Raw genomic sequence first — 22,918 nt, 5'->3', positions numbered from 1 at the left:
CCGGCCGACCGCACTTCGCACTGCCCATTACGCGCAGAACCTTGGAGTTGACGCATGCCTGAGAAGTCCGTGAACACCTACGACTACGTCGTCGTCGGCGGCGGAACCGCCGGATCCGTCATAGCGTCCCGGCTGACCCAGAACCCCGACGTCACCGTCGCCGTCATCGAGGGCGGCCCGAGCGACATCGACCGCGACGACGTCCTGACCCTGCGCCGCTGGCTCGGCCTCCTCGGCGGCGACCTGGACTACGGCTACACCACCACCGAGCAGCCGCGCGGCAACTCGCACATCCTGCACAGCCGCGCCAAGGTGCTCGGCGGCTGCTCGTCGCACAACACGCTCATCTCGTTCAAGCCGCTGCCCGGCGACTGGGACGAGTGGGCCGCGGCCGGCGCCGAGGGCTGGGACCACAAGGCGATGGACCCGTACTTCGGCAAGCTGCGCAACAACATCGTGGCGGTCGACGAGAAGGACCGGAACGCGATCGCCCGCGACTTCGTCGACGCCGCGCAGACCGCCACGGGCGTGCCGCGCGTGGACGGCTTCAACAAGGCGCCGTTCAAGGACGGCGTCGGCTTCTTCGACCTCGCGTACCACCCGGAGAACAACAAGCGCTCCAGCGCCTCCGTCGCCTATCTGCACCCGCACATGGAGGCCGGTGACCGGCCCAATCTGACGCTCCTGCTCGAGACTTGGGCGTACCGGCTGGAGATGGACGGCACGCGGGCGCGGGGCGTCCACGTGCGGACGAAGGACGGCGAGGAACTGCTTGTCGAGGCGCGGCACGAGGTCGTCGTGTGCGCCGGCGCCGTCGACACGCCCCGGCTGCTCATGCACTCCGGCATCGGGCCGAAGGCCGACCTGGAGAAGCTCGGGATTCCGGTCCTGCACGATCTGCCGGGCGTCGGCGAGAACCTGCTCGACCACCCCGAGTCCGTGATCGTGTGGGAGACGGACGGGCCGATCCCCGACAACTCCGCCATGGACAGCGACGCGGGCCTCTTCGTGCAGCGCGATCCGGAGGCGAGCGGGCCGGACCTGATGTTCCACTTCTACCAAATCCCGTTCACCGACAACCCGGAGCGCCTCGGCTACGTCCGGCCGGAGCACGGGGTCTCGATGACGCCGAACATCCCCAAGCCGCGCAGCCGCGGCCGCCTCTACCTGACCAGCGCGGATCCGGAGGAGAAGCCCGCCCTCGACTTCCGTTACTTCACGGACGAGGACGACTACGACGGCCGCACGCTGGTCGACGGCATCAGGATCGCGCGGGAGATCGCGAAGACCGAGCCGCTCGCCGGCTGGCTCAAGCGCGAGGTGTGCCCCGGGCCCGACGTCGTGGGCGACGAGGAGCTCGGCGAGTACGCGCGCAAGGTCGCGCACACCGTCTACCACCCCGCCGGGACCTGTCGCATGGGGGCGGAGAATGATGAACTCGCCGTAGTGGACCCGGAGTTGAGGATCCGGGGTCTGGAGGCGATCCGCATTGCCGACGCGTCCGTCTTCCCGACGATGCCGGCGGTGAACCCGATGATCGGGGTGCTCATGGTCGGGGAGAAGTGTGCCGAGCTGCTGGGTGGTGATGCGTGATGAGTACGAACACGATGGCGAACGCTGAGGTGACGGACGCGCAGGCGGGATCGCCGGTGTTCTCCGTGAACAACCTCTGGAAGGTCTTCGGGCCGAAGGCCGACCGGGTGCCGGGCGACGCGGAGCTGGCCGCCCTGAGCGCCGCCGAGCTGCGCGCCCGCACCGGGTGCACCGCCGCCGTCCGCGACGTCAGCTTCGACGTGCGCAAGGGCGAGGTCTTCGTCGTCATGGGCCTTTCCGGCTCCGGCAAGTCCACCCTCGTACGCTGCCTGACCCGGCTCATCGAGCCGACCTCCGGCGGCATATCCATCGACGGCGAGGACGTCCTCGGCATGGACAAGGGGCGCCTGCGCGAACTGCGCCGGCACCGCGCCGCCATGGTCTTCCAGCACTTCGGGCTCCTTCCGCACCGCACCGTGCTCGACAACGTCGCGTACGGCCTGGAGATCCAGGGCGTGGGCCGCGCCGAGCGGCGCGCCAAGGCGGCGGCGGTCGTCGAGAAGGTCGGCCTCGACGGTCTTGAGCAGCGGCGGCCCGGGCAGCTGTCCGGCGGCCAGCAGCAGCGTGTCGGGCTCGCGCGCGCCCTCGCGGTCGATCCCGAAGTGCTGCTGTTCGACGAGCCGTTCAGCGCCCTCGACCCGCTGATCCGCCGCGACATGCAGGAGGAGGTCATCCGGCTCCACCGCGAGGAGGGCCGGACCATGGTCTTCATCACGCACGACCTCAGCGAGGCGCTGCGGCTCGGCGACCGGATCGCGCTGATGCGCGACGGCCGGATCGTGCAGCTGGGCACGCCCGAGGAGATCGTGGGCTCGCCCGCCGACGACTACGTCCGCGAGTTCGTCCGGGACGTGCCGCGCGAACAGGTCATGACGGTGCGCCGCGCGATGCGGCCCGCCGACGCCGACGAGGAGAGCCGCGGCCCGGCCATCGCGCCCGGCGCGACCGTGTCGGAGGCGATCGAGGCAGTCGCCAGGACCGGGTTCGCGGTGCGGGTCATGGAGGAGGGGCGCTGCCTGGGTGTCGTGGACCATGCGCGGCTGCTGGGTGTGGTGGCGGGGACGGACGGGTCCTCCGGGGAGGGGTTCTCCGGAGAGGCGGACGTGGCCGGGGCTGACGCTTCTGGTTCGGGTTCCGGTTCGGCCGGGGCTGACGCTTCGGGTTCCGGTTCGGCCGTGGCAGGCGCCGACGCCGACGCGCCCGCGCCCGTCACGCCGCCGGGCGAGGAGGTCGCCTGATGGCTGCCGCCAGTACCGCCACCGCCACCGCGGCGGACACCCCGCGCTCCGGCGCGCTCCTGCGCAACCGCGTCCTCGGCAAGCTCCTGCTGCTCGCCGTCGTCGCGGCCGTCCTCGTACCGATCGTGAACGCCAAGTGGGCGAGCGGCAGTTGGCCGCACGCGCTCACCGTCGATCTGACCGGACCGCTGGGGAAGACCAGTGACTGGATCATCGACAACCGGGACAGCCACCCGCTGTTCCTCTACTTCTTCGGCCACATCAGCAACGCCGTCGTCGTGAGCGTGCGCGGCGTCTACCTGGTGCTCCTCGCGGCCGGCTGGGCGGGCGTCACCGCCGCGGCCGGGCTCATCGCCTGGCGGGTCGCGGGCCTGAAGCTCGCGGCGTCCGCCGTCGTCGCGATCCTCGTGTGCGGCTGGTTCGGCATGTGGGTGCCGACCATGCAGACCCTCGCGCTGATGATCGTCGCGGTCCTCGCCTCGGTCGTGCTCGGCATGCTCCTGGGACTCGCGGCCGGTCTCTCCGACCGCACGTACCGGGCGCTGCGGCCCGTCCTCGACACGATGCAGGTCTTTCCCGCGTACGCGTATCTGCTGCCGGTCGTCCTGGTGTTCGGCATCGGCGTGCCCGCGGCCGTCCTCGCGACCGTCGTCTACGCCTCCCCGCCGATGGCCCGTCTGACGGCGCTCGGCCTGCGCGGCGCCGACGGCGGCGTGATGGAGGCTGTCGCCTCGCTCGGCGCGACCGCGCGTCAGCGGCTCCTGACGGCCCGGCTCCCGCTTGCCCGCAAGCAACTCCTCCTCGGGCTCAACCAGACGATCATGATGGCGCTCTCGATGGCCGTCATCGCGTCGGTGATCGGCGCGGGCGGCCTCGGCGACCGCGTGTACCAGGCACTGGCCTCCGTGGACGTCGGCGCGGCCCTCGCTGCCGGCATCCCGATCGTGCTGCTCGCCGTGATCCTGGACCGCACGACGGCCGCGGCGGGGGAGCGGCTCGGCGCCGCCGAACCCGACGGCCGCCGACTGCACGGCCCGTACGGCTGGGGCGTCGCCGCGGTTCTCACGGTGGCCGTCGCCCTCGTGGCCCGTCTCGCGGACCGGATCGACTGGCCCGAGACCTGGACCGTGAACATCGCGGACCCGGTCAACAACGCCGTCGACTGGATGACCGACCACCTCTACTCCGGTGTCCCCTACATCGGCGGAACCGCCGACTGGGCCGGGCACTTCACCACCTGGGTCCTCGACCCGCTGCGCGACGGGCTGCAGTGGCTGCCCTGGTGGTCCGTGCTCCTCATCGTCGCCGCGCTGGCCTGGCTGATCGGCACCTGGCGCACCGCCGTGACGGCCGTGCTCGCCATGGCCGCGATCGGTGTCCTCGGCGTGTGGAAGCCCTCGCTCGACACGCTGTCGCAGGTGCTCGCGGCCGTCGCCGTGACGCTCGTCGTCGGCTTCGCGGTCGGGATCGCGGCGGCGCGCAGCGGGCGGCTCGAACGCCTGCTCAGGCCCGTGCTCGACGTCTTCCAGACGATGCCGCAGTTCGTGTATCTGATCCCGGTGGTCGCGCTGTTCGGCGTCGGCCGCGCCCCCGCGGTCGCCGCCGCCGTCGTCTACGCGCTGCCGGCCGTCATCCGCATCACCACGCAGGGACTCCGCCAGGTCGACGGGGCCGCCATGGAGTCGGCCCGGTCGATGGGCGCGACGAGCTGGCAGCAACTGCGCCAGGTCCAGCTGCCGCTGGCCCGGCCCGCGCTGCTCCTGGCCGTGAACCAGGGTGTCGTCCTCGTCCTCGCCGTCGTGATCATCGGCGGTCTGGTGGGCGGTGGCGCGCTCGGCTACGAGGTCGTGTTCGGCCTCGCCCAGGGCGACCTGGCGACCGGGCTCGTCGGCGGCGCGGCGATCGTCTGCCTCGGTCTCATGCTCGACCGGGTCACCCAGCCGACCGAACGACGCGCGACGAAGGGAGCGTGATCGCGATGCGAGCACTTCGATCTTTCCGCCCGGTGCGGGCACGCAGGATGACCACGTTGCGCCCCGTGCGGGCGCGCCGGATGACCATGGGGCTCGCGGCCGCGAGCACCCTCCTGGTGGCGACCGGTTGCGGCGCCGCCGACATGACCAAGCAGTCCTCCCCGTACGCCAACGCGCAGGGCGCGAAGACGGTGACCTTGTCCGTGCAGTCCTGGGTCGGTGCGCAGGCCAACATCGCCGTGGCCGAGTACCTGCTCAAGCACGAGCTCGGCTACCGCGTCGACACCGTCCAGGTCGACGAGGTCCCCGCCTGGGACGCGCTCAGCCAGGGCCGCGTCGACGCGATCATGGAGGACTGGGGCCACCCGGACCAGGAGCAGCGGTACGTCAAGGACAAGAAGACGATCGTGAACGGCGGCGACCTCGGCGTCACCGGACACATCGGCTGGTTCGTCCCCACGTACTTCGCCAAACAGCACCCGGACGTCACCGACTGGAAGAACCTCAACAAGTACGCGTCCCAGCTGCGCACCGCGGAGAGCGGCGGCAAGGGCCAACTCCTCGACGGCTCCCCGTCGTACGTCACCAACGACAAGGCGCTGGTCAACAACCTGAAGCTGAAGTACCAGGTCGTGTTCTCCGGTTCCGAGGCGGCTCAGATCACCCAGATCAAGCAGTTCGCCAAGGCGAAGAAGCCGTTCCTGACGTACTGGTACCAGCCGCAGTGGCTGTTCAAGAAGGTGCCGATGACGGAGGTGAAGCTGCCGGCGTACACGGACGGCTGCGACGCCGAACCGAAGAAGGTGGCCTGCGCCTATCCGAAGACGCCGCTCCAGAAGTACCTCAACGCGGACTTCTCGAAGAACGGCGGCAAGGCGGCGGCCTTCCTGAAGAACTTCAAGTGGACCACCGCGGACCAGAACGAGGTCTCCCTGCTCATCGCCGACCAGAAGCTGTCGCCGGACGAGGCGGCGAAGAAGTGGATCGACGAGCACGAGTCGACGTGGCGGTCCTGGCTGCCCAAGTAGCCGTACGGCTCCTCCCAGCGCGCGTGCCGGGTGCCTTTCCTGACGGCGGCACCCGGCACGTCACCACTGCGGTCCGCCCGGCGCGATCCGGCGGCTCACCATGAGCCGGTTCCAGCTGTTGATGACGGTGATCACACCGAGGAGATGGGCGAGTTCGTCCTCGTCGAAGTGCTTGGCCGCCGCCTCATACGTCTCGTCCGGCACGTAGCCGTCGGTGAGGACGGTGACGGCCTCGGTGAGTGCGAGCGCGGCCCGCTCGCGCTCGGTGAACTGCTCGGGGGCCTCCGCCCACGTGTTGAGCAGCGCGATCCTTCTCCAGGCTCTCGACTTCGCTCGAGCAGGGGACACCCCAACGGCACTCTCACCGTTCTTCTCGACGGCGAGGTCCACGTGCATGTCCAGGCAGAACGCGCACTCGTTGATCTGCGACGCCCGGATCATCACCAGCTCGGCGAGAACCGGGTCGCCGAGCCCCTTCTTCGCGGCGGCGCCGAGCGCGATCATCGCGTCGCGCACACCGGCGTCCAGGTGCGTTGTACGGGCTGTCACTTGAAGTCGCCCGCGGTGTAGTGCCCGGGCACCATCCGCGTCGACACACCGAACCGGTTCCACGCGTTGATCACCGTGATCGCGGCGATCAGCTGCGTCAGCTCCTTCTCGTCGTACAGCTTCGCCGCCTTCTCGTACGTCTCGTCCGGCACGAATCCGTCCGTGAGCACGGTGATCGCTTCGGTCAGCTCGATCGCCGCGATCTCCCTGGGCGTGTAGAAGTGCTGCGACTCCTCCCACGCGCCGAGCTGGATGATCCGCTCGACGCTCTCGCCCGCGGCGAGCGCGTCCTTGGAGTGCATGTCGAGGCAGAACGCGCAGTGGTTGAGCTGCGAAGCGCGGATCTTGACCAGCTCCAGCGTCACCGGATCGACGCCCTTACGGGCCTCCGCGTCGAGCCGGATCATGGCCTTGTAGACCTCCGGAGCGTGCTTGGCCCAGGCCAGCCGGGGCGCGTGCTCGTGGACGTACTCCTTGGTGGGCTGGCCGGTGCTGTCGGTGGTGTTCTCGTTCGTCGTCATGGCATCGACCCTACGAGCGGAGTAGCCCACGGGTATGGTCCATTTCCATGGTGGAATCCTGGGCCACTTCGCCCTCCGGTCAGGCGCTCGGTATCGATCTGCACGTCGAGCCGACCGGCTCCGGCCTGCGCAAAGGCCTCACCGACGCGCTCCGTGACGCCGTACGTGGCGGACGTCTCGCCCCCGGTGTCCGCCTCCCCTCATCCCGCACACTCGCCGCCGATCTGGGCATCGCCCGCAACACGGTCGCCGATGCCTACGCCGACCTCGTCGCCGAGGGCTGGCTCACCGCGCGCCAGGGCTCGGGGACGCGTGTCGCGGAGCGACCGGTCGAGGCACCCCGGCCGGCCTCGACCCGCGGGCGGCGCGCCCCGGCCGGCCTCCGCCACGACCTGCACCCCGGCACCCCCGACCTCTCCTCGTTCCCCCGCGCCGAATGGCTCAAGGCCGCGCGCCGCGCCCTCAACGCCGCCCCGAACGACGCCCTCGGGTACGGCGATGCCCGCGGCCGCATCGAACTGCGTACCGCACTCGCCGGCTACCTCGCCCGTGCCCGTGGCGTCCACGCCGACCCGGACCGCATCGTCATCTGTTCCGGCTTCGTCCACGGCCTGATGCTGCTCGGCGAGGTGCTGCGCAACAGGGGCGTGCGCGACGTCGCTGTGGAGACGTACGGGCTCGACATCCACTGGGACGTCCTGACGCGGTCGGGCCTGCGCACCCACCCTCTTCCCCTCGATCAACTCGGCACCTGCACCGACGAGTTGGCGACCGGTGAACCGAATGTGGGCGCCGCCCTCCTGACCCCCGCCCATCAGTTCCCGATGGGCGGGGCCCTGCACCCCGACCGCCGTGCCGCCGTCGTCGACTGGGCCCGCCGCACCGGCGGACTGATCCTTGAGGACGACTACGACGGCGAGTTCCGCTACGACCGCCAGCCCGTCGGCGCCCTCCAGGGCCTCGACCCCGACCGTGTCGTCTACTGCGGCACGGCCAGCAAATCGCTTGCACCCGGCCTGCGCCTCGGCTGGCTGGTGCTGCCGCCCTCCGTCATCGGGGAGGTGATCGAGGCGAAGGGCGTCGCCGACTGGTCGTGCGGTGTCCTCGACCAGCTGACCCTCGCGGAGTTCATCGACTCGGGCGCCTACGACCGCCATGTCCGCGGCGCCCGCCTGCGCTACCGCCGCCGCCGCGACCAACTTGTCGCCGCCCTCGCCGAACGCGCCCCCGACGTCCGTGCCACCGGAATCGCCGCCGGCCTGCACGCCGTCCTCCAACTCCCGTCCGGCACCGAACAGTCCGTGGTCCGCGCCGCCGCCTGGCAACGCCTCGGAGTCTCCGGCCTCTCCAGCTTCCGCCACGACGCGGCCACCACCGAACCACCCCTGGACGCCCTGGTGGTCGGCTACGGAACCCCACCGGACCACGCCTGGACAAGCGCGCTGGAGGCTTTGTGCCGGGCTCTGCCGTAGGGGACCGGCATCGGGCGGTAGGCGTCTCGGGTCGGCCCGGGTTCGGGTCAGACCCGGGCCGGTGCGGAGGCGTCCTCCACCGGCGCCTCCCCGAAGCGCGCCAACGCCAACGCCCCCGTCACGGCCACCACGAACCCGAGAACCGCCAGCCAGCCCAGCCCCTCGCGCGTGCGATCCCCGAGCCAGATCACCCCGATCAGCGCCGGCCCCACCGTCTCGCCCACGACCATCCCCGCGGTGGCCGTGGTGACCGACCCCTTCTGCAACGCCGAGGTCAGCAGCAGAAACGCCGCACCCCCACCGAGCAGCAGTGCGTACGTCGCCGGATTGCTCAGCAGCGCGCCGGGCGACACGTCGTCGATGAGCCGTACCGACACCTCCACCACCCCGAACCCGAACCCCGAGCCGAGCCCCAGCGCGAGCGCCCGGCCCCGCCCCGGCAGCCGCCCGGCCACCGCCCCGATCAACAGCACCCCGAGCGCCGTCCCGAGCATCGCGTACCGCAACGCGTCCGAACCGGCCTGCTCTCCCTCCGTCCCCGACGCCAGCCCCAACATCGCGAGCCCTGCCACCACCACCCCGACGGCACCCCACTCGACGCCGCTCAGCCGTACGTCCAGCAGCCGTGTGGAGACCACCGCCGTCACCGCCAGGCTCGCGGCGAGCGCCGCCCCGACGGCGTAGATCGGAATGGACCGCAGCGCCATGACCTGCAATACGAACCCGAGCAGGTCGAGCCCCAGCCCGGCGACATAACGCCACTGCCGCAGCGCCCGCAGCAACAGCGCGGCGTCGACACCGGACCCCGACCCCGGCTCCGCGGCCCGCGCGGCCATCGCCTGCAACACGGAAGCCGTACCGAAACAGACCGCCGCCCCGAGCGCGCAAAGCATTCCAACAAGCACAAAGCGACTGTAGAGGGTGTGCCTACGCCGACCGGCCCGTGAGCGGCCCCTCCTTGTGGGGTGCCCCGATGAGTGGCCGGACCACGAGTCGGCCGCCCGTGTCGGAGGCGCACCGCCGTCAGACCGCCAGGACCGCCCGGAGTTGGTCGAGCCCCCAGTCCAGGTCCTCCTTACTGATCATCAGAGGGGGAGCGATCCGGATCGTGCTGCCGTGGGTGTCCTTGACCAGGACGCCCTTGGCCATCAGCTTCTCCGAGATCTCCCTTCCCGTCCCGTACGACGGACCGATGTCGACGCCCGCCCACAGCCCGCGTCCCCGCACCTGCGTCACCTTGCCTGTGCCCGTCAGCAGCCCGAGCTCCGCGTGGAGATGCTCGCCCAGCTCCGCCGCCCGCTGCTGGAACTCCCCGGTGCGCAGCATCGCGATGACTTCGAGCGCCACCGCACAGGCCAGCGGATTCCCGCCGAACGTCGACCCGTGCTCACCCGGCTTGAACACCCCGAGCACCTCGCTCCTGGACACGACCGCCGACACCGGCACGACCCCACCGCCGAGCGCCTTGCCCAGCACGTACATGTCGGGCACCACGCCCTCGTGCTCACAGGCGAACGTCCGCCCGGTCCGCCCGAGCCCCGACTGGATCTCGTCCGCGATGAACAGCACGTTCCGCTCGCGGGTCAACTCCCTTACCGCCGGCAGATATCCGGCCGGCGGCACGAGGACACCGGCCTCGCCCTGGATCGGTTCGAGCAGCACCGCGACGGTGTTCTCGGTGACAGCGCCGCGCAGCGCCGTCAGATCGCCGTACGGCACGATCTCGAACCCCGGCGTGTAGGGCCCGAAGTCCGCGCGCGCCTCCTGGTCCGTGGAGAAGCTGACGATGGTCGTGGTGCGCCCGTGGAAGTTGTTGCCCGCCACGACGATCTTCGCTCTGCCGTCGAGCACCCCCTTGACCTGGTACCCCCACTTTCTCGCCGTCTTCACGGCGGTCTCGACCGCCTCCGCCCCTGTGTTCATCGGCAGCACCATGTCCATGCCGCACAGCTCCGCGAGCTGGGTGCAGAACGCGGCGAACCGGTCGTGATAGAAGGCGCGGGACGTCAGCGTCACCCGCTCCAGCTGCGCCTTGGCGGCCTCGATGAGCCGCTGGTTCCCATGGCCGAAGTTGAGGGCTGAGTAGCCGGCGAGCATGTCGAGGTACCGGCGCCCCTCGACATCCGTCATCCACGCGCCCTCCGCCGTCGCGACCACGACGGGCAGCGGATGGTAGTTGTGCGCGCTGTGCGCTTCGGACGCGGTGATGAAGGCTTCCGTTGCGGCATTCGGAGGAGTCACAGCAGTCACGGGATCTCCGTTCTTACAGCTCTGATGGCGCGAAGACGTGGGCTTGTGGCCCCTTCCTATCGTCGCTCGCATCGTGGACCGGGAAACTTCGCCCTGCGGCGCGCCCGGTAGTGTGGCCCGCAGGGCCGTGACTGGCGCGCTGGGATGGGACCGACCATCGGGGAGCGGCCTGTGAACTGTGTGCCGTGCGCCTGGGCCGACCCGAGAAACCTCCTGCTCTCGACCTCGCTCGAGCAGGGGAGGTCCCATTCGTCCGGAGGTCCGTCATGTCAGAGTCCGCCCTCTCCACCGAATCCGTAGCGTTCCGCAGCGCCCTCGACGTGATCCGGGCTGTCGAGCCCCGCGTGGCCGACGCCATCGGCCAGGAGATCGCCGACCAGCGCGAGATGCTCAAGCTGATCGCCAGCGAGAACTACGCTTCCCCGGCCACCCTCCTCGCGATGGGCAACTGGTTCAGCGACAAGTACGCCGAGGGCACCATCGGCCGCCGCTTCTACGCCGGCTGCCGCAATGTCGACACCGTCGAGGCCCTCGCCGCCGAACACGCCCGCGAGCTCTTCGGCGCCCGCCACGCCTATGTCCAGCCGCACTCCGGCATCGACGCCAACCTCGTCGCCTTCTGGGCCGTCCTCGCCCAGCGCGTCGAGGCGCCCGCCCTGGAGCTGGCCGGCGTCCGCAACGTGAACGACCTCTCCGACGCCGACTGGGCCGAGCTCCGTCAGGCCTTCGGCAACCAGCGGATGCTCGGCATGTCCCTGGACGCCGGCGGCCACCTCACCCACGGCTTCCGCCCGAACATCTCCGGCAAGATGTTCGACCAGCGCAGCTACGGCACCGACCCGCAGACCGGCCTCGTCGACTACGAAGCCCTGCGCGCCACCGCCCGCGACTTCAAGCCGCTGATCATCGTCGCCGGCTACTCCGCCTACCCCCGCCTGGTGAACTTCCGCATCATGCGCGAGATCGCCGACGAGGTCGGGGCGACCCTCATGGTCGACATGGCGCACTTCGCGGGCCTGGTCGCCGGCAAGGTCCTCACCGGCGACTTCGACCCGGTGCCGCACGCCCAGATCGTCACCACCACGACGCACAAGTCGCTGCGCGGCCCGCGCGGCGGCATGGTGCTCTGCGACGACTCGCTCGCCGGCCAGGTCGACCGCGGCTGCCCGATGGTCCTCGGCGGTCCGCTGCCGCACGTCATGGCCGCCAAGGCCGTCGCCCTGGCCGAGGCCCGCCGTCCCGAGTTCCGCGACTACGCCCAGTCCGTCGTCGACAACGCCCGTGCCCTCGCCGAGGGCCTGACCCGCCGCGGCGCCACCCTCGTCACGGGCGGCACAGACAACCACCTCAACCTGATCGATGTCGCCACCTCCTACGAGCTCACCGGCCGCCAGGCCGAGAACGCGCTCCTCGACTCAGGCATCGTCACCAACCGCAACTCCATCCCCTCCGACCCGAACGGTGCCTGGTACACGTCCGGCATCCGCATCGGCACCCCTGCCCTGACCACCCGTGGCCTGGGCACCGCGGAGATGGACGAGGTCGCTGGCCTCATCGACCGCGTGCTCACCGCCGCCGAAGCAGGCACCACCAGCAAGGGCGCGCCCTCCAAGGCGCAGCATGTCCTGGACGAGAAGATCGCCGACGAGGTCTCCACGCGAGCGTCCGACCTGCTGAGCGGCTTCCCGCTCTACCCGGAGGTCGACCTCACCTGATCCCTTGACCGGCCCGTCACCAGCCGCACCGACGGGCCGGTCAGTGCGTTCCCTCAGCCGTGAGAGCTGGAGAGCGACCCTCAGGAATCGATCAGCTGCTGCCGTGGTCCCGCGTCGGGCGGGGTCCCGCCCGTCCCGCGACGACCCGGCAGCCTGTCGGCCAGGGGCCGCAGCACCAGAGCCAGCGCGGCACCCGCCGCCAGCCCCGGTATCGCCCACCACCAGTCCACCCCGTCGTTCGACCCGGCCGCCGAGGCCCGCGCGCCTCCGGAAGGCCCGCCATCGCGACCGTCGGCTGCCGGAGCCGGAGCTCCACCGAGCGCTTCCCTGGACCGGTCGGGCGACTGCCAGGGCACCGGGAAGATCGGGCTCCCGCCTTTTTCGGACCGCGCGCCCATGACCCCGAGGTCCTTCAGCAGCGCGCGCAGCTCCGCCGGCTTCCGCGCCTTGTGCCAGTACCCGTTGTAGGAGTCCGGCACGTGCGTCGCTGTGTGTATCCAGACGTCCTTCGTGCCCGGCGAGTCCGGATAGACCCGGTCGACCCGCCACGGCAGCACGTCGTGGACCAGCCATGTGACATTGAGCTGACGCCCCGCGCCTATGCCCAAGCCGGGCGGTTCCTCCCGTCGCCCCTGGTCCGGCTCGCCCAGGAGACTCGCCAGCGGCTCGTACTTCTTGTCACTGAAGTAGAGCGACGCGCTCTGGCCGCTCTCGGGCGACACCACCAGAACGCTCGTCGGTCCGCCCGCCGACGCCCCTGACGCGCTCAGCAGCATCGCGGCGAGTGCCGCCGTCAGTGCCACCGCCAGCGCGGCCGGCCTTCGTACTGTTCGCATCCGTTCCCCCAGCTGCTCCCGGCACGGCCCGCCCGTGTCGATTCACTTCTGGTACACCGCTCGACCCGACCGGGTTCCCAACTTCGGTGTGCGAGTTCTCGGGTGTGTGAGTTCGCCGGCCCAGCCCGCGGGAATCAGCGGACGGCGTTCGGCTTCCGTACCGACCGTGCGATCTCCATCGCCCGCTCCCGGGAATCGACTCCCTCCAGGCGGAGCGTCATCTCCTGCCGGCGGGTCCACAGGAGCGTCGGGCCCGCGGTGCGTTCGGAACGGGTCCACCGGTCGCCGTTGCCGTCGAGCATCCAGAAACTGAGCAGATGCGGCTGGGCGAACCACAGCCCCGTGTCCCGGCCGAGGCCGACCCAGCGCGGCTGCATGCGCACCGATTTCGTGTACCCGATGTCGAGCTGCGCCGGGTACTCGTCGAGCCGGATCGTGCGCCCGTCCTCGCGCCAACACAGTGTGATCAAGAAGCGCGACTTCGGTTCCCGGGTCACCGTCACGGCGTCCGGCATCCCCAGCTCGCCCGGCACCAGCGGTTCGAATCCGGCGCCTCGTCGGGCCTCGCCCAGCGAGAGCGACGTGCCGCACCCGGGGACGTGCATACCGGACGACGGCAGGGCCGAGGGGTCGTACCGGACCTCCACCCCGCCGAAGCCGAACCACTCGGCGACCGCGGCCCGCACCGGAGGCGTGAGCACGAGCACGGTCAGTACTCCGCACAGCCCCGCCGTGAGCATCCGCCACTGCTTCCGTATCCAGCGACGCGCCCGCCGCCCCCGGACAGGGCCCGCCGTCGGCTCGGCCACCGGCGCCGGAACGGACTCGGCGAGTATCTGCGCCAGCACCCGCTCGGCCATCGACTCGCCGCCTGGGCCCAGACCGTCCAGGGACCTGCCCAGCGCCCGCAGCTCAGCCGGCAGCCCATGGTCCGCGCGGGGCCCGTAGCCCTTGCCGGGGCGCCGGCTCCCGTCGTCCTCGTGACGCGGTTCACTCATACCCATCACCTCCCTCCCGCGGGTCCAGCTCCGCCGGAAGAATCCGCTTCAGCTTCCGCAGCGCGCGATTGAGCCTCGACTTCACGGTGCCGCGCGGCCAGCCGAGTGCCTCGGCCGTCTCCGCCTCGTCCATCTCGAGCAGATACCGGTATGTGACGACCAGCCGATGCTCCTCGCTCAGCTCCTCGAGCGCGGCGAGCAACGCCGTCCGCCGTTCGTCGTGGACGGCCGCGACCGCCGGATCCGTGGTCTCGGGTATCAGCGGCTCGGCCTCTACCAACGTCGCTTCCCGCCCCACGACCGAACGCTGTCGCACCGCCGAGCGCACTGTGTTCCTCGTCTCATTGGCGACGATCGCAAGCAGCCACGGCTTGAACGACGAGTCGTCCCGAAACTGTCCCAGGGCGCAGTACGCCTTGAAAAAGGCCTGCTGCACCACGTCCTCCGCGTCCGCTCCCGCCCCTAGGGCCCGGGCTGCCCGCAGCGCCAGCCCGGTGAAGGCGCGCACCAACACCGCGTACGCCTCCACATCTCCGGCGCGCACGCGAGCGATCACCGCACGCTCGTCGTCGACGACGCGGCCCCCCTCCAGGACCTCCCCCTGTGTCCTCACATCGTTGATACACCGCACCCCTCGCATCGGTTCCCACCCGTCGCACAGGTTTTTCCGTACTCGTTCCGCAAGGAAGGTCCGAAGGGAGACCGAAGCCAGGTTCCGAAGCCAGGTTTTGTGGCCAGGTTCCGGCGACACGCCGGGCGGGGTGGGCGACAGCGCTCCGTGCACGGTTTCAGCACTTGTCGTGCACCCGTCGCTCACCTGTTTCCAATCAATGAGAGACACCTGAGAGAATGAGGAGCATGGCCTCTGATCGTCCCCGCGTGCTCTCCGGAATCCAGCCCACCGCAGGCTCGTTCCACCTCGGCAACTACCTCGGCGCGGTCCGCCAGTGGGTTGCGCTGCAGGAGTCTCACGACGCGTTCTACATGGTTGTGGACCTGCACGCGATCACCGTGCCGCAGGACCCCAAGGAGCTCCGGGCCAACACCCGGCTCGCCGCCGCGCAGCTCCTCGCCGCCGGCCTGGACCCGGACCGGTGCACGCTGTTCGTGCAGAGCCACGTCCCCGAGCACGCACAGCTCGGCTGGGTCATGAACTGTCTGACGGGCTTCGGCGAGGCTTCCCGCATGACGCAGTTCAAGGACAAGTCCGCCAAGCAGGGCGCCGACCGCGCGACCGTCGGTCTCTTCACGTACCCGATCCTCCAGGTCGCGGACATCCTGCTTTACCAGGCCGACCAGGTGCCCGTGGGAGAGGACCAGCGCCAGCACATCGAGCTGACGCGCGACCTCGCCGAGCGCTTCAACGGCCGCTTCGGCGAGACCTTCACGGTCCCGGCGCCGTACATCCTCAAGGAAACGGCGAAGATCTACGACCTCCAGGACCCGTCGATCAAGATGAGCAAGTCGGCGTCGACGCCGAAGGGGCTCGTCAACCTTCTCGACGAGCCGAAGACCACCGCCAAGAAGGTCAAGAGCGCGGTCACCGACACCGACACCGTGATCCGGTTCGATCCGGCGAACAAGCCGGGCGTCAGCAACCTCCTTGCCATCTACTCCACCCTCACCGGCACAGGTATCCCGGAACTGGAGCAGAACTACGAGGGCAAGATGTACGGTGCGCTCAAGACGGACCTGGCAGAGGTCATGGTGGACTTCGTGACACCGTTCCGGACCCGTACCCAGGAGTACCTGGACGACCCGGAGACGCTCGACTCGATCCTGGCCAAGGGCGCGGAGAAGGCGCGTGCTGTCGCCGCCGAAACCCTCGCCCAGGCGTACGACAAGGTCGGACTGCTGCCCGCGAAGCACTGAGCCCCAGCCCCGCCTGAACCGCCACCCGCCCACCACACGACGACAGGAGTACGACGTGGGGACCGTAACGATCGGCGTTTCGATCGCGGTCCCGGAGCCACACGGCAGCCAGCTCCAGGAGCGGCGCGCGGGCTTCGGTGACCCCGCGGCGCACGGCATCCCCACGCACGTCACTCTGCTCCCGCCGACCGAGGTGGAGGACAGGTCGCTGCCTTCGGTCGAGGCCCATCTCGAGGCGGTCGCCGCCGCAGGGCGGAACTTCGCGATGCGGCTCGCGGGGACGGGCACCTTCCGTCCGCTCTCTCCCGTTGTGTTCGTACAGGTCGTCGAGGGCGCCGAGGCCTGTACGTGGCTGCAGAACCAGGTCCGTGACGCGTCCGGTCCGGTCGCACGCGAGCTGCAGTTTCCTTATCACCCGCACGTCACGGTGGCGCACGGCATCGCGGAGGAAGCGATGGACCGGGCGTACGCGGAGCTCGCCGAGTACGAGGCGGCCTGGCCGTGCACCGGGTTCGCGCTGTACGAGCAGGGCGCCGACGGTATCTGGCGCAAGTTGCGCGAGTTCCCCTTCGGCGGCCCGGGAGTTCCCGCGCAGGGCCCCGACCGCTCGAAGCGGGGCCGACAGCCGGCTCGCTGACGCGAAGCGAATCGGCCGGCCGCTGTCGGACGTGACTTACATCGGCAGGCGCCGGAACACCGGACGCGGGACATGCCGCAGCGCCGACATCACCACGCGCAGGGCCCCCGGCACCCACACGGTCTCCGACCGGCGCCGGAGTCCTGTCTCGATGGCCTGTGCCACCGCCTCCGGCGTGGTGGCCATCGGCGCCTCCGCCATGCCCGCCGTCATCTTTGACCGTACGAAGCCGGGGCGCACCACCATCACATGCACGCCGGTGCCGTGCAGCGCGTCGCCGAGGCCCTGCGCGAAGGCGTCCAGGCCGGCCTTGCTCGACCCGTAGATGAAGTTGGACCGGCGGGCCCGCTCACCCGCGACCGAAGAGAGCACCACCAGCGAGCCGTGGCCCTGGGACTGCAGGGCGCGGGCGCAGATGAGGCCCGCCGATACCGCGCCGGTGTAGTTGGTCTGCGCGACGCGCACCGCGGCCAGCGGCTCGTCCTCGTCGCGGGCCTGGTCGCCGAGGATCCCGAACGCCAGCAGCACCATGTCGATGTCGCCCTCGGCGAACACCTTGCCCAGCGTCACCTCGTGCGCCTCGGAGTCGAGCGCGTCGAAGGCGACGGTACGGGCGTCGGCGCCCATGTCGCGGAGTGCGGCGGCCGCACGGTCGAGGGCGGGGGACGGGCGGCCGGCCAGCCACACCGTTCGGGTCCGCCGGGCCACGAGGCGTCGGGCGGTGGCGAGCGCGATCTCGGAGGTGCCGCCGAGGACGAGCAAGGACTGGGGGGTGCCGAAGGCGTCCTTCATGAGAACCAAACTCCAAATGGGCGGGACCGAAATCGGTGGGGGCGGGATGGGAACCCGGACGGCCCGAGCGGTGTACCAAAAGTGAATCGGTGCGGAGGGGCCGTGCCGGGTGAGGGGGATGCGACGTGCGTGCGATGTGGGGGAGCGGGACTGCCGGTAAGTGCGAGAGCCCCGGTCACGGCACTCGTTCCCATTCCGGTCAGAGTCCGAGGCGCCGGGACAGATCCGAGCGGAACACGCCTTGCGGGTCCAACTGGGCTCGCAGGGCGCGGAATTCATCGAGATGGGGATACATCGTCGAGAGCAGTTCGGGCCTTAGCCGCGAGTCCTTGGCGAGGTAGACGCGCCCGTCCGCACCGGCCACCTCCTCGTCGAGTTCGTCGAGGAACGCGCCGAGTCCTGGCAGGTTCGCGGGAATGTCGAGGGCCAGCGTCCAGCCGGGCATGGGAAAGGACAGCCAGCCGGGATCCGCGTCGCCGAAGCGCTTGAGGACCGCCAGGAAGGAGGGACACCGGCGCTCGGAGATCCGCTGCACGATGCGGCGAAGTGCTTCCTCCTGGCCATATCCGACGACGAATTGGTACTGGACGAATCCACTGCGCCCGTAGATGCGATTCCAGTGCGGTACGCCGTCCAGGGGGTGGAAAAAAGAGGAGAGTCTCTGGATCTCGCCGACGCGCGACATGGGGGCCTTGCGGTACCAGAACTCATTGAAGAGGCCGACGGTCCTGCGGCCCAGGAGTCCTTCGGGTACGTATCCGGGTGCGGCCGGAAGCTTCCTGGGGCGGAACGTCAGTGGCGCCCTGCGCGTCCGTGCGGGAACGGCATCCAGCGGGGCGTGATCACCGCGGGTCAGTACCGAGCGGCCCATCGAGGCTCCGCGGGCCAGGAGGTCGATCCAGGCGACCGAGTAGCGGTAGAGGTGATCGGTCTCGGTCAGACGGGCCATCAAGTCGTCGAGGTCAACGGCACGTTCGGTGTCGACTGACATGAACGAGGTTTCGACAGGGAGAAGTTGGATGGTGGCAGTGAGGATGATCCCGGTGAGTCCCATACCGCCGGCGGTCGCGTCGAACAGTTCGTTGCCGCGCTCGACGATCCGCACATCGCCGTCGGCCGTGAGCAGTTCCAGGGCGAGCACGTGGCGGGAGAACGATCCCGAGACGTGGTGGTTCTTGCCGTGGATATCGGCGCCGATCGCGCCGCCCACCGTGACGTAGCGCGTGCCGGGGGTCACGGGGACGAACCAGCCCAGGGGGAGGAGGACTTCCATCAGGCGGTGCAGTGAGACGCCCGCGTCGCACAGCACGGTCCCACCGGACGCGTCGATCGCGTGGATGCGGTCCAGGGCGGTCATGTCCAGGACGCTGCCACCGGCGTTCTGTGCCGCGTCTCCGTAAGCCCGGCCAAGGCCACGGGCGATGTTGCCCCGGTGGCCCGGCGTCCCGCACGCACGGACCACGGCTGCCGCCTCCGCATAGGAGCGAGGGCGCACGATGCGGGCGGCGGTGGGGGCGGTGCGGCCCCAGCCGGTCATGGGGACGGTGTCGAGGATGCCGCCGGAGGGGCCGTCGTGGACGGCGTCGGGGGAGGGCGGCGTGGTGGGGGGAGTGCTGGGTGCCGGGACGGCCGGCGAGATGAGCGCGGGTGTGGGCGCAGAGGTCGGCGCAGTTGTGGACGGCGCGGCAGGGGCGGCTGGGCCGGGGGGTGTGACGCCGGAGGCGACGGCGGGCGTGCGGGCGGTGGGGGGAGCGGGATCGGCAGCCATGACCGCGACCGTATCGCCCATAGATAGGCCTTTCACCCCAAACAAACCAAGCCCTCACCGAAATGGGTGATTGAATGGGTGTCACCCCAAATTGTCTGAGTTATGCGTGTTTTGAGTCGCAGGGTGAGCTACATGGACGATATGGACCGCCGATTGCTGTCGGCATTGCGCGACTGCGGTACGGACCGGCGCGTGGCAACGGCCGCGCGCGCACTGTCCTGGAGCGGGGAGCACGGGGCGCTCTGGCTCGGCGTGGGGCTGTTGGGGGCGGCGGTCGACCGGGAGCGGCGAGGGGCGTGGCTGCGCGGTACGGCGCTGACCGCCGCGGCGCACGTGGCCAGCATGGGGATCAAGCGGGTCGTCCGGCGGCCGCGGCCGGGCGCGGAGATCGGCGTGGAGCCGCTCGTGCGGACGGCGGGGCGGCATTCCTTCCCCAGTTCGCACGCGGCTTCGGCGGCCGCTGCGGCGGTCGCGTACGGGGCGTTGCGGCCGGCGGGGGCGCGGCTCGTCCCGCCGGTGGCGGCGGCGATGTGCGTCTCGCGCATGGTCCTCGGGGTGCACTACCCGTCGGACGTGGCGGCGGGGGCGGCGCTCGGGGCGGTCGCCGCGCGGCTCGGGGCTCATTGGGTGGCCGGGGGTACCCGGCGATGACGGAACGGACTGAGCGAAGGGAAGGGGCGGGGGAAGGGATGGACGCGGGGGGAGCGGGAGACGGGACGCCGTTGGTGCATGCGTCTGCCCAAGGGTGGCGGGGGTCGGCCGCGGCGCTGTTGGACCGGCCGCGAGGGAAATCGGTGCCGGGGCAGCGCGCGACGACGGTCGGGTTGCCCGCCGGACCCTTGTCTTCCGGGCGGCGATTCCGGCGAGACGTGCGAGAAATGTCAGGGAGGGCAGGCTCGGATCATGGACTGGCTGAAGAGACTCCCCGGCGTCGGGCCGATCGTCGCACGGCTCATGCGTACGCACGCATGGTGCGCCTACGAGCGGCTCGACCAGGTGCACTGGACGCGGCTCGCGGCGGCGATGACGTTCATCAGCTTCCTGGCACTGTTCCCGCTGCTGACCGTGGCCGCGGCGATCGCGGCCGGCACGCTCAGCGAGGAGCGGCAGAAGACGCTCCAGGACAAGATCGCGGAGCAGGTGCCCGGCATCTCCGACCAGTTGGACCTGGGCGCGCTCGTCGCGAACGCGGCAACGGTGGGTCTGGTGGCGGGGGCGTTGCTGCTCTTCGCCGGCATCGGGTGGGTCGGCTCGATAAGAGAGTGTCTGCGCGCCGTCTGGGAGTTGGAGGACCCGGAGGAGAACCCGGTCATGCGCAAGGTCACGGACACCGGGGTCCTGGTGGGGCTGGGTGGGGCCGGACTTGTCTCGTTGGCGGCGTCGATGCTCGCCTCGAGCGCGGTGGGGTGGACGGCGGACGAGCTCGGCATCTCCCATGGCGGATGGGGCGGCGCGCTGCTCAGGGCGGTGGCGTTCGCGATCGCCGTGCTCGCCGACTTCCTGCTGCTGCTCTATGTGCTGACGCTGCTGCCGGGGGTTCACCCGCATCGGCGGGAGCTGTTGACGGCGGCGCTGATGGGGGCGGCGGGGTTCGAGCTGCTGAAGCTGTTGCTGGGCAGCTATATGAAGGAGGTGGCGTCGAAGAGCATGTACGGGGCGTTCGGGACGCCGGTGGCCCTGATGCTGTGGATCAACTTCACGGCCAAGCTGCTGTTGTTCTGCGCGGCCTGGACGGCCACGCGGGGGCAGCCCTCCTCGGAGGTGCCGGACGAGGCCGAGCCGGGGGCGGAGCCGCCGGGGGGCGTGCGGGCCGGCGCCGCCTGAGACAGACGGCGCCGGTGCACTTGAGCCGGACAGCGGTGGCATCCCGGACAGCGGTGGCGCCCCCGGACGGGTCCCGTCAGCGTCGGGGGAGGCGGCGTACCAGTTCGGGCAGGGGCCAGCGGCGGTTGACGAGGAATGCGGCCGCGGCCAGGAGGATGAGGGCGCCGCCCGTGATGGCCAGGGCGATACCGATGCCGCTGGAGCCGTTCTGGACGGAGGCGTGGCCGGTCGACGCCTTGTCGGGTGCGGCAGCGCCCTTGTTGCCCTTCGGGCTGGCGGATGAGTCGTCGGCGCCGCCGGTGTCGGCGCTCTTGGGCGGGACGAGCTGTCCCACCGGGGTGACCTTGCCGTCGGCCTGGAAACCCCAGTCCAGGAGCCGGGCCGTCTCCTGGTAGACCGCCTGGTTCTCGCCGGAGTCGGGGTTCATGACGGTGACGAGGAGGACCTTGCCGTTGCGTTCGGCGACGCCGGTGAAGGTGGCGCCGGCATTGGTGGTGTTGCCGTTCTTGACCCCGGCGATGCCCTTGTAGGGGTCGAGGCCCATGTCGCCGGTGATGAGCCGGTTGGTGTTCTGGATCTCGAAGGAGCTGGTGGTCTTGCCCTTCTTCTGCGACTCGGGGAACTTCGCGGTCGCCGTCGCGCAGTACTCGCGGAAGTCCTTCTTCTGCAGGCCCGAGCGGGCGAAGAGAGTGAGGTCGTAGGCGGAGGAGACCTGGCCGGGGAAGTCGTAGCCGTCGGGACTGACCACATGGGTGTCGAGGGCCTGGAGCTCGTCGGCGTGGGACTGCATGTCCTTGACGGTCTGCGGGACACCGCCGTTGAGGGCGGACAGGACGTGGACCGCGTCGTTGCCGGAGCGGAGGAACACGCCGAGCCACAGGTCGTGGACGGTATAGGTGTAGTCCTCCTTGACGCCGACCATGCTGGAGCCCTCGCCGATGCCGGCCAAGTCGGAGGGGACGACTTTGTGCGTCTGCGTCTTGGGGAACTTGGGGAGGACTGTGTCGGCGAAGAGCATCTTGAGGGTGCTGGCGGGGGGCAGGCGCCAGTGCGCGTTGTGCGAGGCGAGTACCTGGCCCGACTCGGCGTCCGTGACGATCCAGGAGCGTGCGCTCAGATCCTTGGGCAGGACGGGGGCGCCGTTCGCCAGATTCACCTGTGTGCCCGGCTTGCCCAGCTGCGCGCCGCCCACGGTCGACATCGAGGCCGGCGGCTTCGCCTTGCCTTTGGAGGACCCCGGCTTGTCGTCGGCCAGTGCGGGTGAGGCGCAGCAGACCGAGAGGAGAGTGGCGGAGGCGGCCACCGTGGCGGCGACGGCGGACCAGCGCCCGGCACGCCGAGGACCGGAACGCTTCAGACCGGAACGCTTGAAAAGGGACTCGGTCTTGGCAGAGACGGTCGTGAAATACGACTCATTCGAGGCAGGCACGGTCGTGAACGTACATGGCTGGGTCTCGTAAGTCTCCGCCGAGGTGGCCTGTGTCTCCTGCTCCCCACCCCGGCGGCGGTGCGGACGGAGGACTGGCGATACTGAGGGTATGAAGCTCAGCCGCCCCGTCTCCTGGTTCCTGCTCGCCTTCGGTGTCTGGAGCTGGGTCATCTGGGTCACTTTCGTCAAGAACCTGTGGAAGGACGGGAGCGGGCTTGCCTTCGACGACGCAGGCGCCCCGACCGCCTACTTCTGGGTGCATCTGACGCTCGCCGTTGTCTCCTTTGTCTTGGGGACGGTGGTTGGGAGCATCGGGTTCCGCGGACTGCGTGCCCTGCGTCGTGCGTGACGCGATGAACACAGCGATGAACACCACTACGAACGCCACTGCGAACAGCGCGATGAACGCAACGGGGGGAGCGG

The 22,918-nt window shown here is 70.3% G+C and carries 21 protein-coding genes and 1 riboswitch; of the genes, 11 read left to right on the top strand and 10 right to left on the bottom strand.

The features are described 5' to 3' along the window. Positions 1-54: 54 nt before the first annotated feature. From ACWFR4_RS27885 to ACWFR4_RS27870, 4 genes are all read left to right on the top strand, one after another. Positions 55-1,593 (top strand): GMC family oxidoreductase, encoded by a 1,539-nt coding sequence (locus tag ACWFR4_RS27885; RefSeq protein WP_453655089.1) that lies wholly within the window; start codon positions 55-57, stop codon positions 1,591-1,593. Then, positions 1,593-2,831, top strand: coding sequence for a quaternary amine ABC transporter ATP-binding protein (locus tag ACWFR4_RS27880; protein WP_453655087.1), 1,239 nt, complete (start codon positions 1,593-1,595; stop codon positions 2,829-2,831). Before ACWFR4_RS27885 ends, ACWFR4_RS27880 begins: the two co-directional genes overlap by 1 nt. Continuing rightward, the gene (locus ACWFR4_RS27875; RefSeq protein WP_453461463.1) at positions 2,831-4,804 is read left to right on the top strand and encodes an ABC transporter permease; all 1,974 of its coding nucleotides are present in this window, start codon (positions 2,831-2,833) and stop codon (positions 4,802-4,804) included. The genes ACWFR4_RS27880 and ACWFR4_RS27875 overlap by 1 nt, the downstream gene beginning before the upstream one ends. Positions 4,805-4,884: 80 nt before the next feature. Beyond that, positions 4,885-5,832 (top strand): ABC transporter substrate-binding protein, encoded by a 948-nt coding sequence (locus ACWFR4_RS27870; RefSeq protein WP_453655172.1) that lies wholly within the window; start codon positions 4,885-4,887, stop codon positions 5,830-5,832. A gap of 60 nt (positions 5,833-5,892) precedes the next feature. Here ACWFR4_RS27870 and ACWFR4_RS27865 read toward each other — a convergent pair whose 3' ends face one another. Next, complete coding sequence (locus ACWFR4_RS27865) at positions 5,893-6,381, bottom strand: carboxymuconolactone decarboxylase family protein (protein WP_453461460.1); 489 nt, start codon at positions 6,379-6,381, stop codon at positions 5,893-5,895. Beyond that, on the bottom strand, positions 6,378-6,902 hold the full coding sequence (locus ACWFR4_RS27860) for a carboxymuconolactone decarboxylase family protein (protein ID WP_453461457.1): 525 nt from the start codon (positions 6,900-6,902) through the stop codon (positions 6,378-6,380). Before ACWFR4_RS27860 ends, ACWFR4_RS27865 begins: the two co-directional genes overlap by 4 nt. Positions 6,903-6,949: 47 nt before the next feature. Between ACWFR4_RS27860 and pdxR the strand changes: the two genes are divergently transcribed. Further along, positions 6,950-8,374 carry a MocR-like pyridoxine biosynthesis transcription factor PdxR gene (pdxR, locus tag ACWFR4_RS27855; protein ID WP_453461454.1) on the top strand — a complete coding sequence of 475 codons (1,425 nt, stop codon included), beginning with the start codon at positions 6,950-6,952 and terminating at the stop codon, positions 8,372-8,374. A 47-nt stretch (positions 8,375-8,421) separates the two neighbouring features. Here the strand turns inward: pdxR and ACWFR4_RS27850 are convergent, their stop codons facing one another. Together ACWFR4_RS27850 and rocD are read right to left on the bottom strand one after the other, a co-directional pair. Next, positions 8,422-9,267, bottom strand: a complete 846-nt coding sequence (locus ACWFR4_RS27850) for a hypothetical protein (protein ID WP_453655170.1) — start codon at positions 9,265-9,267, stop codon at positions 8,422-8,424. A gap of 130 nt (positions 9,268-9,397) precedes the next feature. After that, positions 9,398-10,624 (bottom strand): ornithine--oxo-acid transaminase, encoded by a 1,227-nt coding sequence (rocD, locus tag ACWFR4_RS27845; protein ID WP_453461451.1) that lies wholly within the window; start codon positions 10,622-10,624, stop codon positions 9,398-9,400. A gap of 117 nt (positions 10,625-10,741) precedes the next feature. Continuing rightward, a riboswitch (ZMP/ZTP riboswitch) is annotated at positions 10,742-10,828 on the top strand. 62 nt (positions 10,829-10,890) lie between these two features. Between rocD and ACWFR4_RS27840 the strand changes: the two genes are divergently transcribed. Then, the gene (locus ACWFR4_RS27840) at positions 10,891-12,339 is read left to right on the top strand and encodes a glycine hydroxymethyltransferase (protein ID WP_453461448.1); all 1,449 of its coding nucleotides are present in this window, start codon (positions 10,891-10,893) and stop codon (positions 12,337-12,339) included. Positions 12,340-12,419: 80 nt separating this feature from the next. Here ACWFR4_RS27840 and ACWFR4_RS27835 read toward each other — a convergent pair whose 3' ends face one another. The 3 genes from ACWFR4_RS27835 to ACWFR4_RS27825 all read right to left on the bottom strand — a co-directional run bounded on the left by ACWFR4_RS27835 (position 12,420) and on the right by ACWFR4_RS27825 (position 14,813). Beyond that, the gene (locus ACWFR4_RS27835) at positions 12,420-13,175 is read right to left on the bottom strand and encodes a hypothetical protein (protein WP_453655085.1); all 756 of its coding nucleotides are present in this window, start codon (positions 13,173-13,175) and stop codon (positions 12,420-12,422) included. A 134-nt stretch (positions 13,176-13,309) separates the two neighbouring features. Next, a complete protein-coding gene (locus tag ACWFR4_RS27830; protein ID WP_453655083.1) occupies positions 13,310-14,173 on the bottom strand; it encodes a hypothetical protein in 864 nt (287 codons plus the stop codon). Beyond that, on the bottom strand, positions 14,166-14,813 hold the full coding sequence (locus ACWFR4_RS27825) for an RNA polymerase sigma factor (RefSeq protein WP_453655081.1): 648 nt from the start codon (positions 14,811-14,813) through the stop codon (positions 14,166-14,168). Before ACWFR4_RS27825 ends, ACWFR4_RS27830 begins: the two co-directional genes overlap by 8 nt. A 218-nt stretch (positions 14,814-15,031) precedes the next feature. Here ACWFR4_RS27825 and trpS point away from each other — a divergent pair, with 218 nt between their 5' ends. Together trpS and ACWFR4_RS27815 are read left to right on the top strand one after the other, a co-directional pair. Then, complete coding sequence (gene trpS / locus ACWFR4_RS27820; protein WP_116510850.1) at positions 15,032-16,045, top strand: tryptophan--tRNA ligase; 1,014 nt, start codon at positions 15,032-15,034, stop codon at positions 16,043-16,045. A gap of 55 nt (positions 16,046-16,100) precedes the next feature. Further along, positions 16,101-16,682: a 2'-5' RNA ligase family protein gene (locus ACWFR4_RS27815; protein WP_453461437.1), complete on the top strand. Its 582-nt coding sequence runs from the start codon at positions 16,101-16,103 to the stop codon at positions 16,680-16,682. Between the two features lie 36 nt (positions 16,683-16,718). On the opposite strand, the gene ACWFR4_RS27810 is transcribed toward ACWFR4_RS27815, so the two are convergent. Next, positions 16,719-17,474 carry a decaprenylphospho-beta-D-erythro-pentofuranosid-2-ulose 2-reductase gene (locus tag ACWFR4_RS27810; RefSeq protein ID WP_453461434.1) on the bottom strand — a complete coding sequence of 252 codons (756 nt, stop codon included), beginning with the start codon at positions 17,472-17,474 and terminating at the stop codon, positions 16,719-16,721. 199 nt (positions 17,475-17,673) lie between these two features. Then, positions 17,674-19,011 carry an FAD-binding protein gene (locus ACWFR4_RS27805; protein WP_453461474.1) on the bottom strand — a complete coding sequence of 446 codons (1,338 nt, stop codon included), beginning with the start codon at positions 19,009-19,011 and terminating at the stop codon, positions 17,674-17,676. A 363-nt stretch (positions 19,012-19,374) separates the two neighbouring features. Here ACWFR4_RS27805 and ACWFR4_RS27800 point away from each other — a divergent pair, with 363 nt between their 5' ends. Further along, on the top strand, positions 19,375-19,893 hold the full coding sequence (locus ACWFR4_RS27800; RefSeq protein ID WP_453655079.1) for a phosphatase PAP2 family protein: 519 nt from the start codon (positions 19,375-19,377) through the stop codon (positions 19,891-19,893). A gap of 252 nt (positions 19,894-20,145) precedes the next feature. Further along, positions 20,146-21,066, top strand: coding sequence for a YihY/virulence factor BrkB family protein (locus ACWFR4_RS27795; protein WP_453655077.1), 921 nt, complete (start codon positions 20,146-20,148; stop codon positions 21,064-21,066). A gap of 76 nt (positions 21,067-21,142) precedes the next feature. Here ACWFR4_RS27795 and ACWFR4_RS27790 read toward each other — a convergent pair whose 3' ends face one another. Then, positions 21,143-22,666 (bottom strand): D-alanyl-D-alanine carboxypeptidase, encoded by a 1,524-nt coding sequence (locus ACWFR4_RS27790; RefSeq protein ID WP_453655075.1) that lies wholly within the window; start codon positions 22,664-22,666, stop codon positions 21,143-21,145. Between ACWFR4_RS27790 and ACWFR4_RS27785 the strand changes: the two genes are divergently transcribed. Then, positions 22,605-22,844, top strand: coding sequence for an SCO4848 family membrane protein (locus ACWFR4_RS27785; RefSeq protein ID WP_453461423.1), 240 nt, complete (start codon positions 22,605-22,607; stop codon positions 22,842-22,844). The two genes, ACWFR4_RS27790 and ACWFR4_RS27785, sit on opposite strands and share 62 nt — an antisense overlap. Positions 22,845-22,918: the final 74 nt, after the last annotated feature.

This window comes from Streptomyces sp. NPDC055140, from assembly GCF_053607285.1.
Note: the sequence above shows the minus strand (reverse complement) of the source record. Positions and strands in the feature narration are given on the sequence as shown.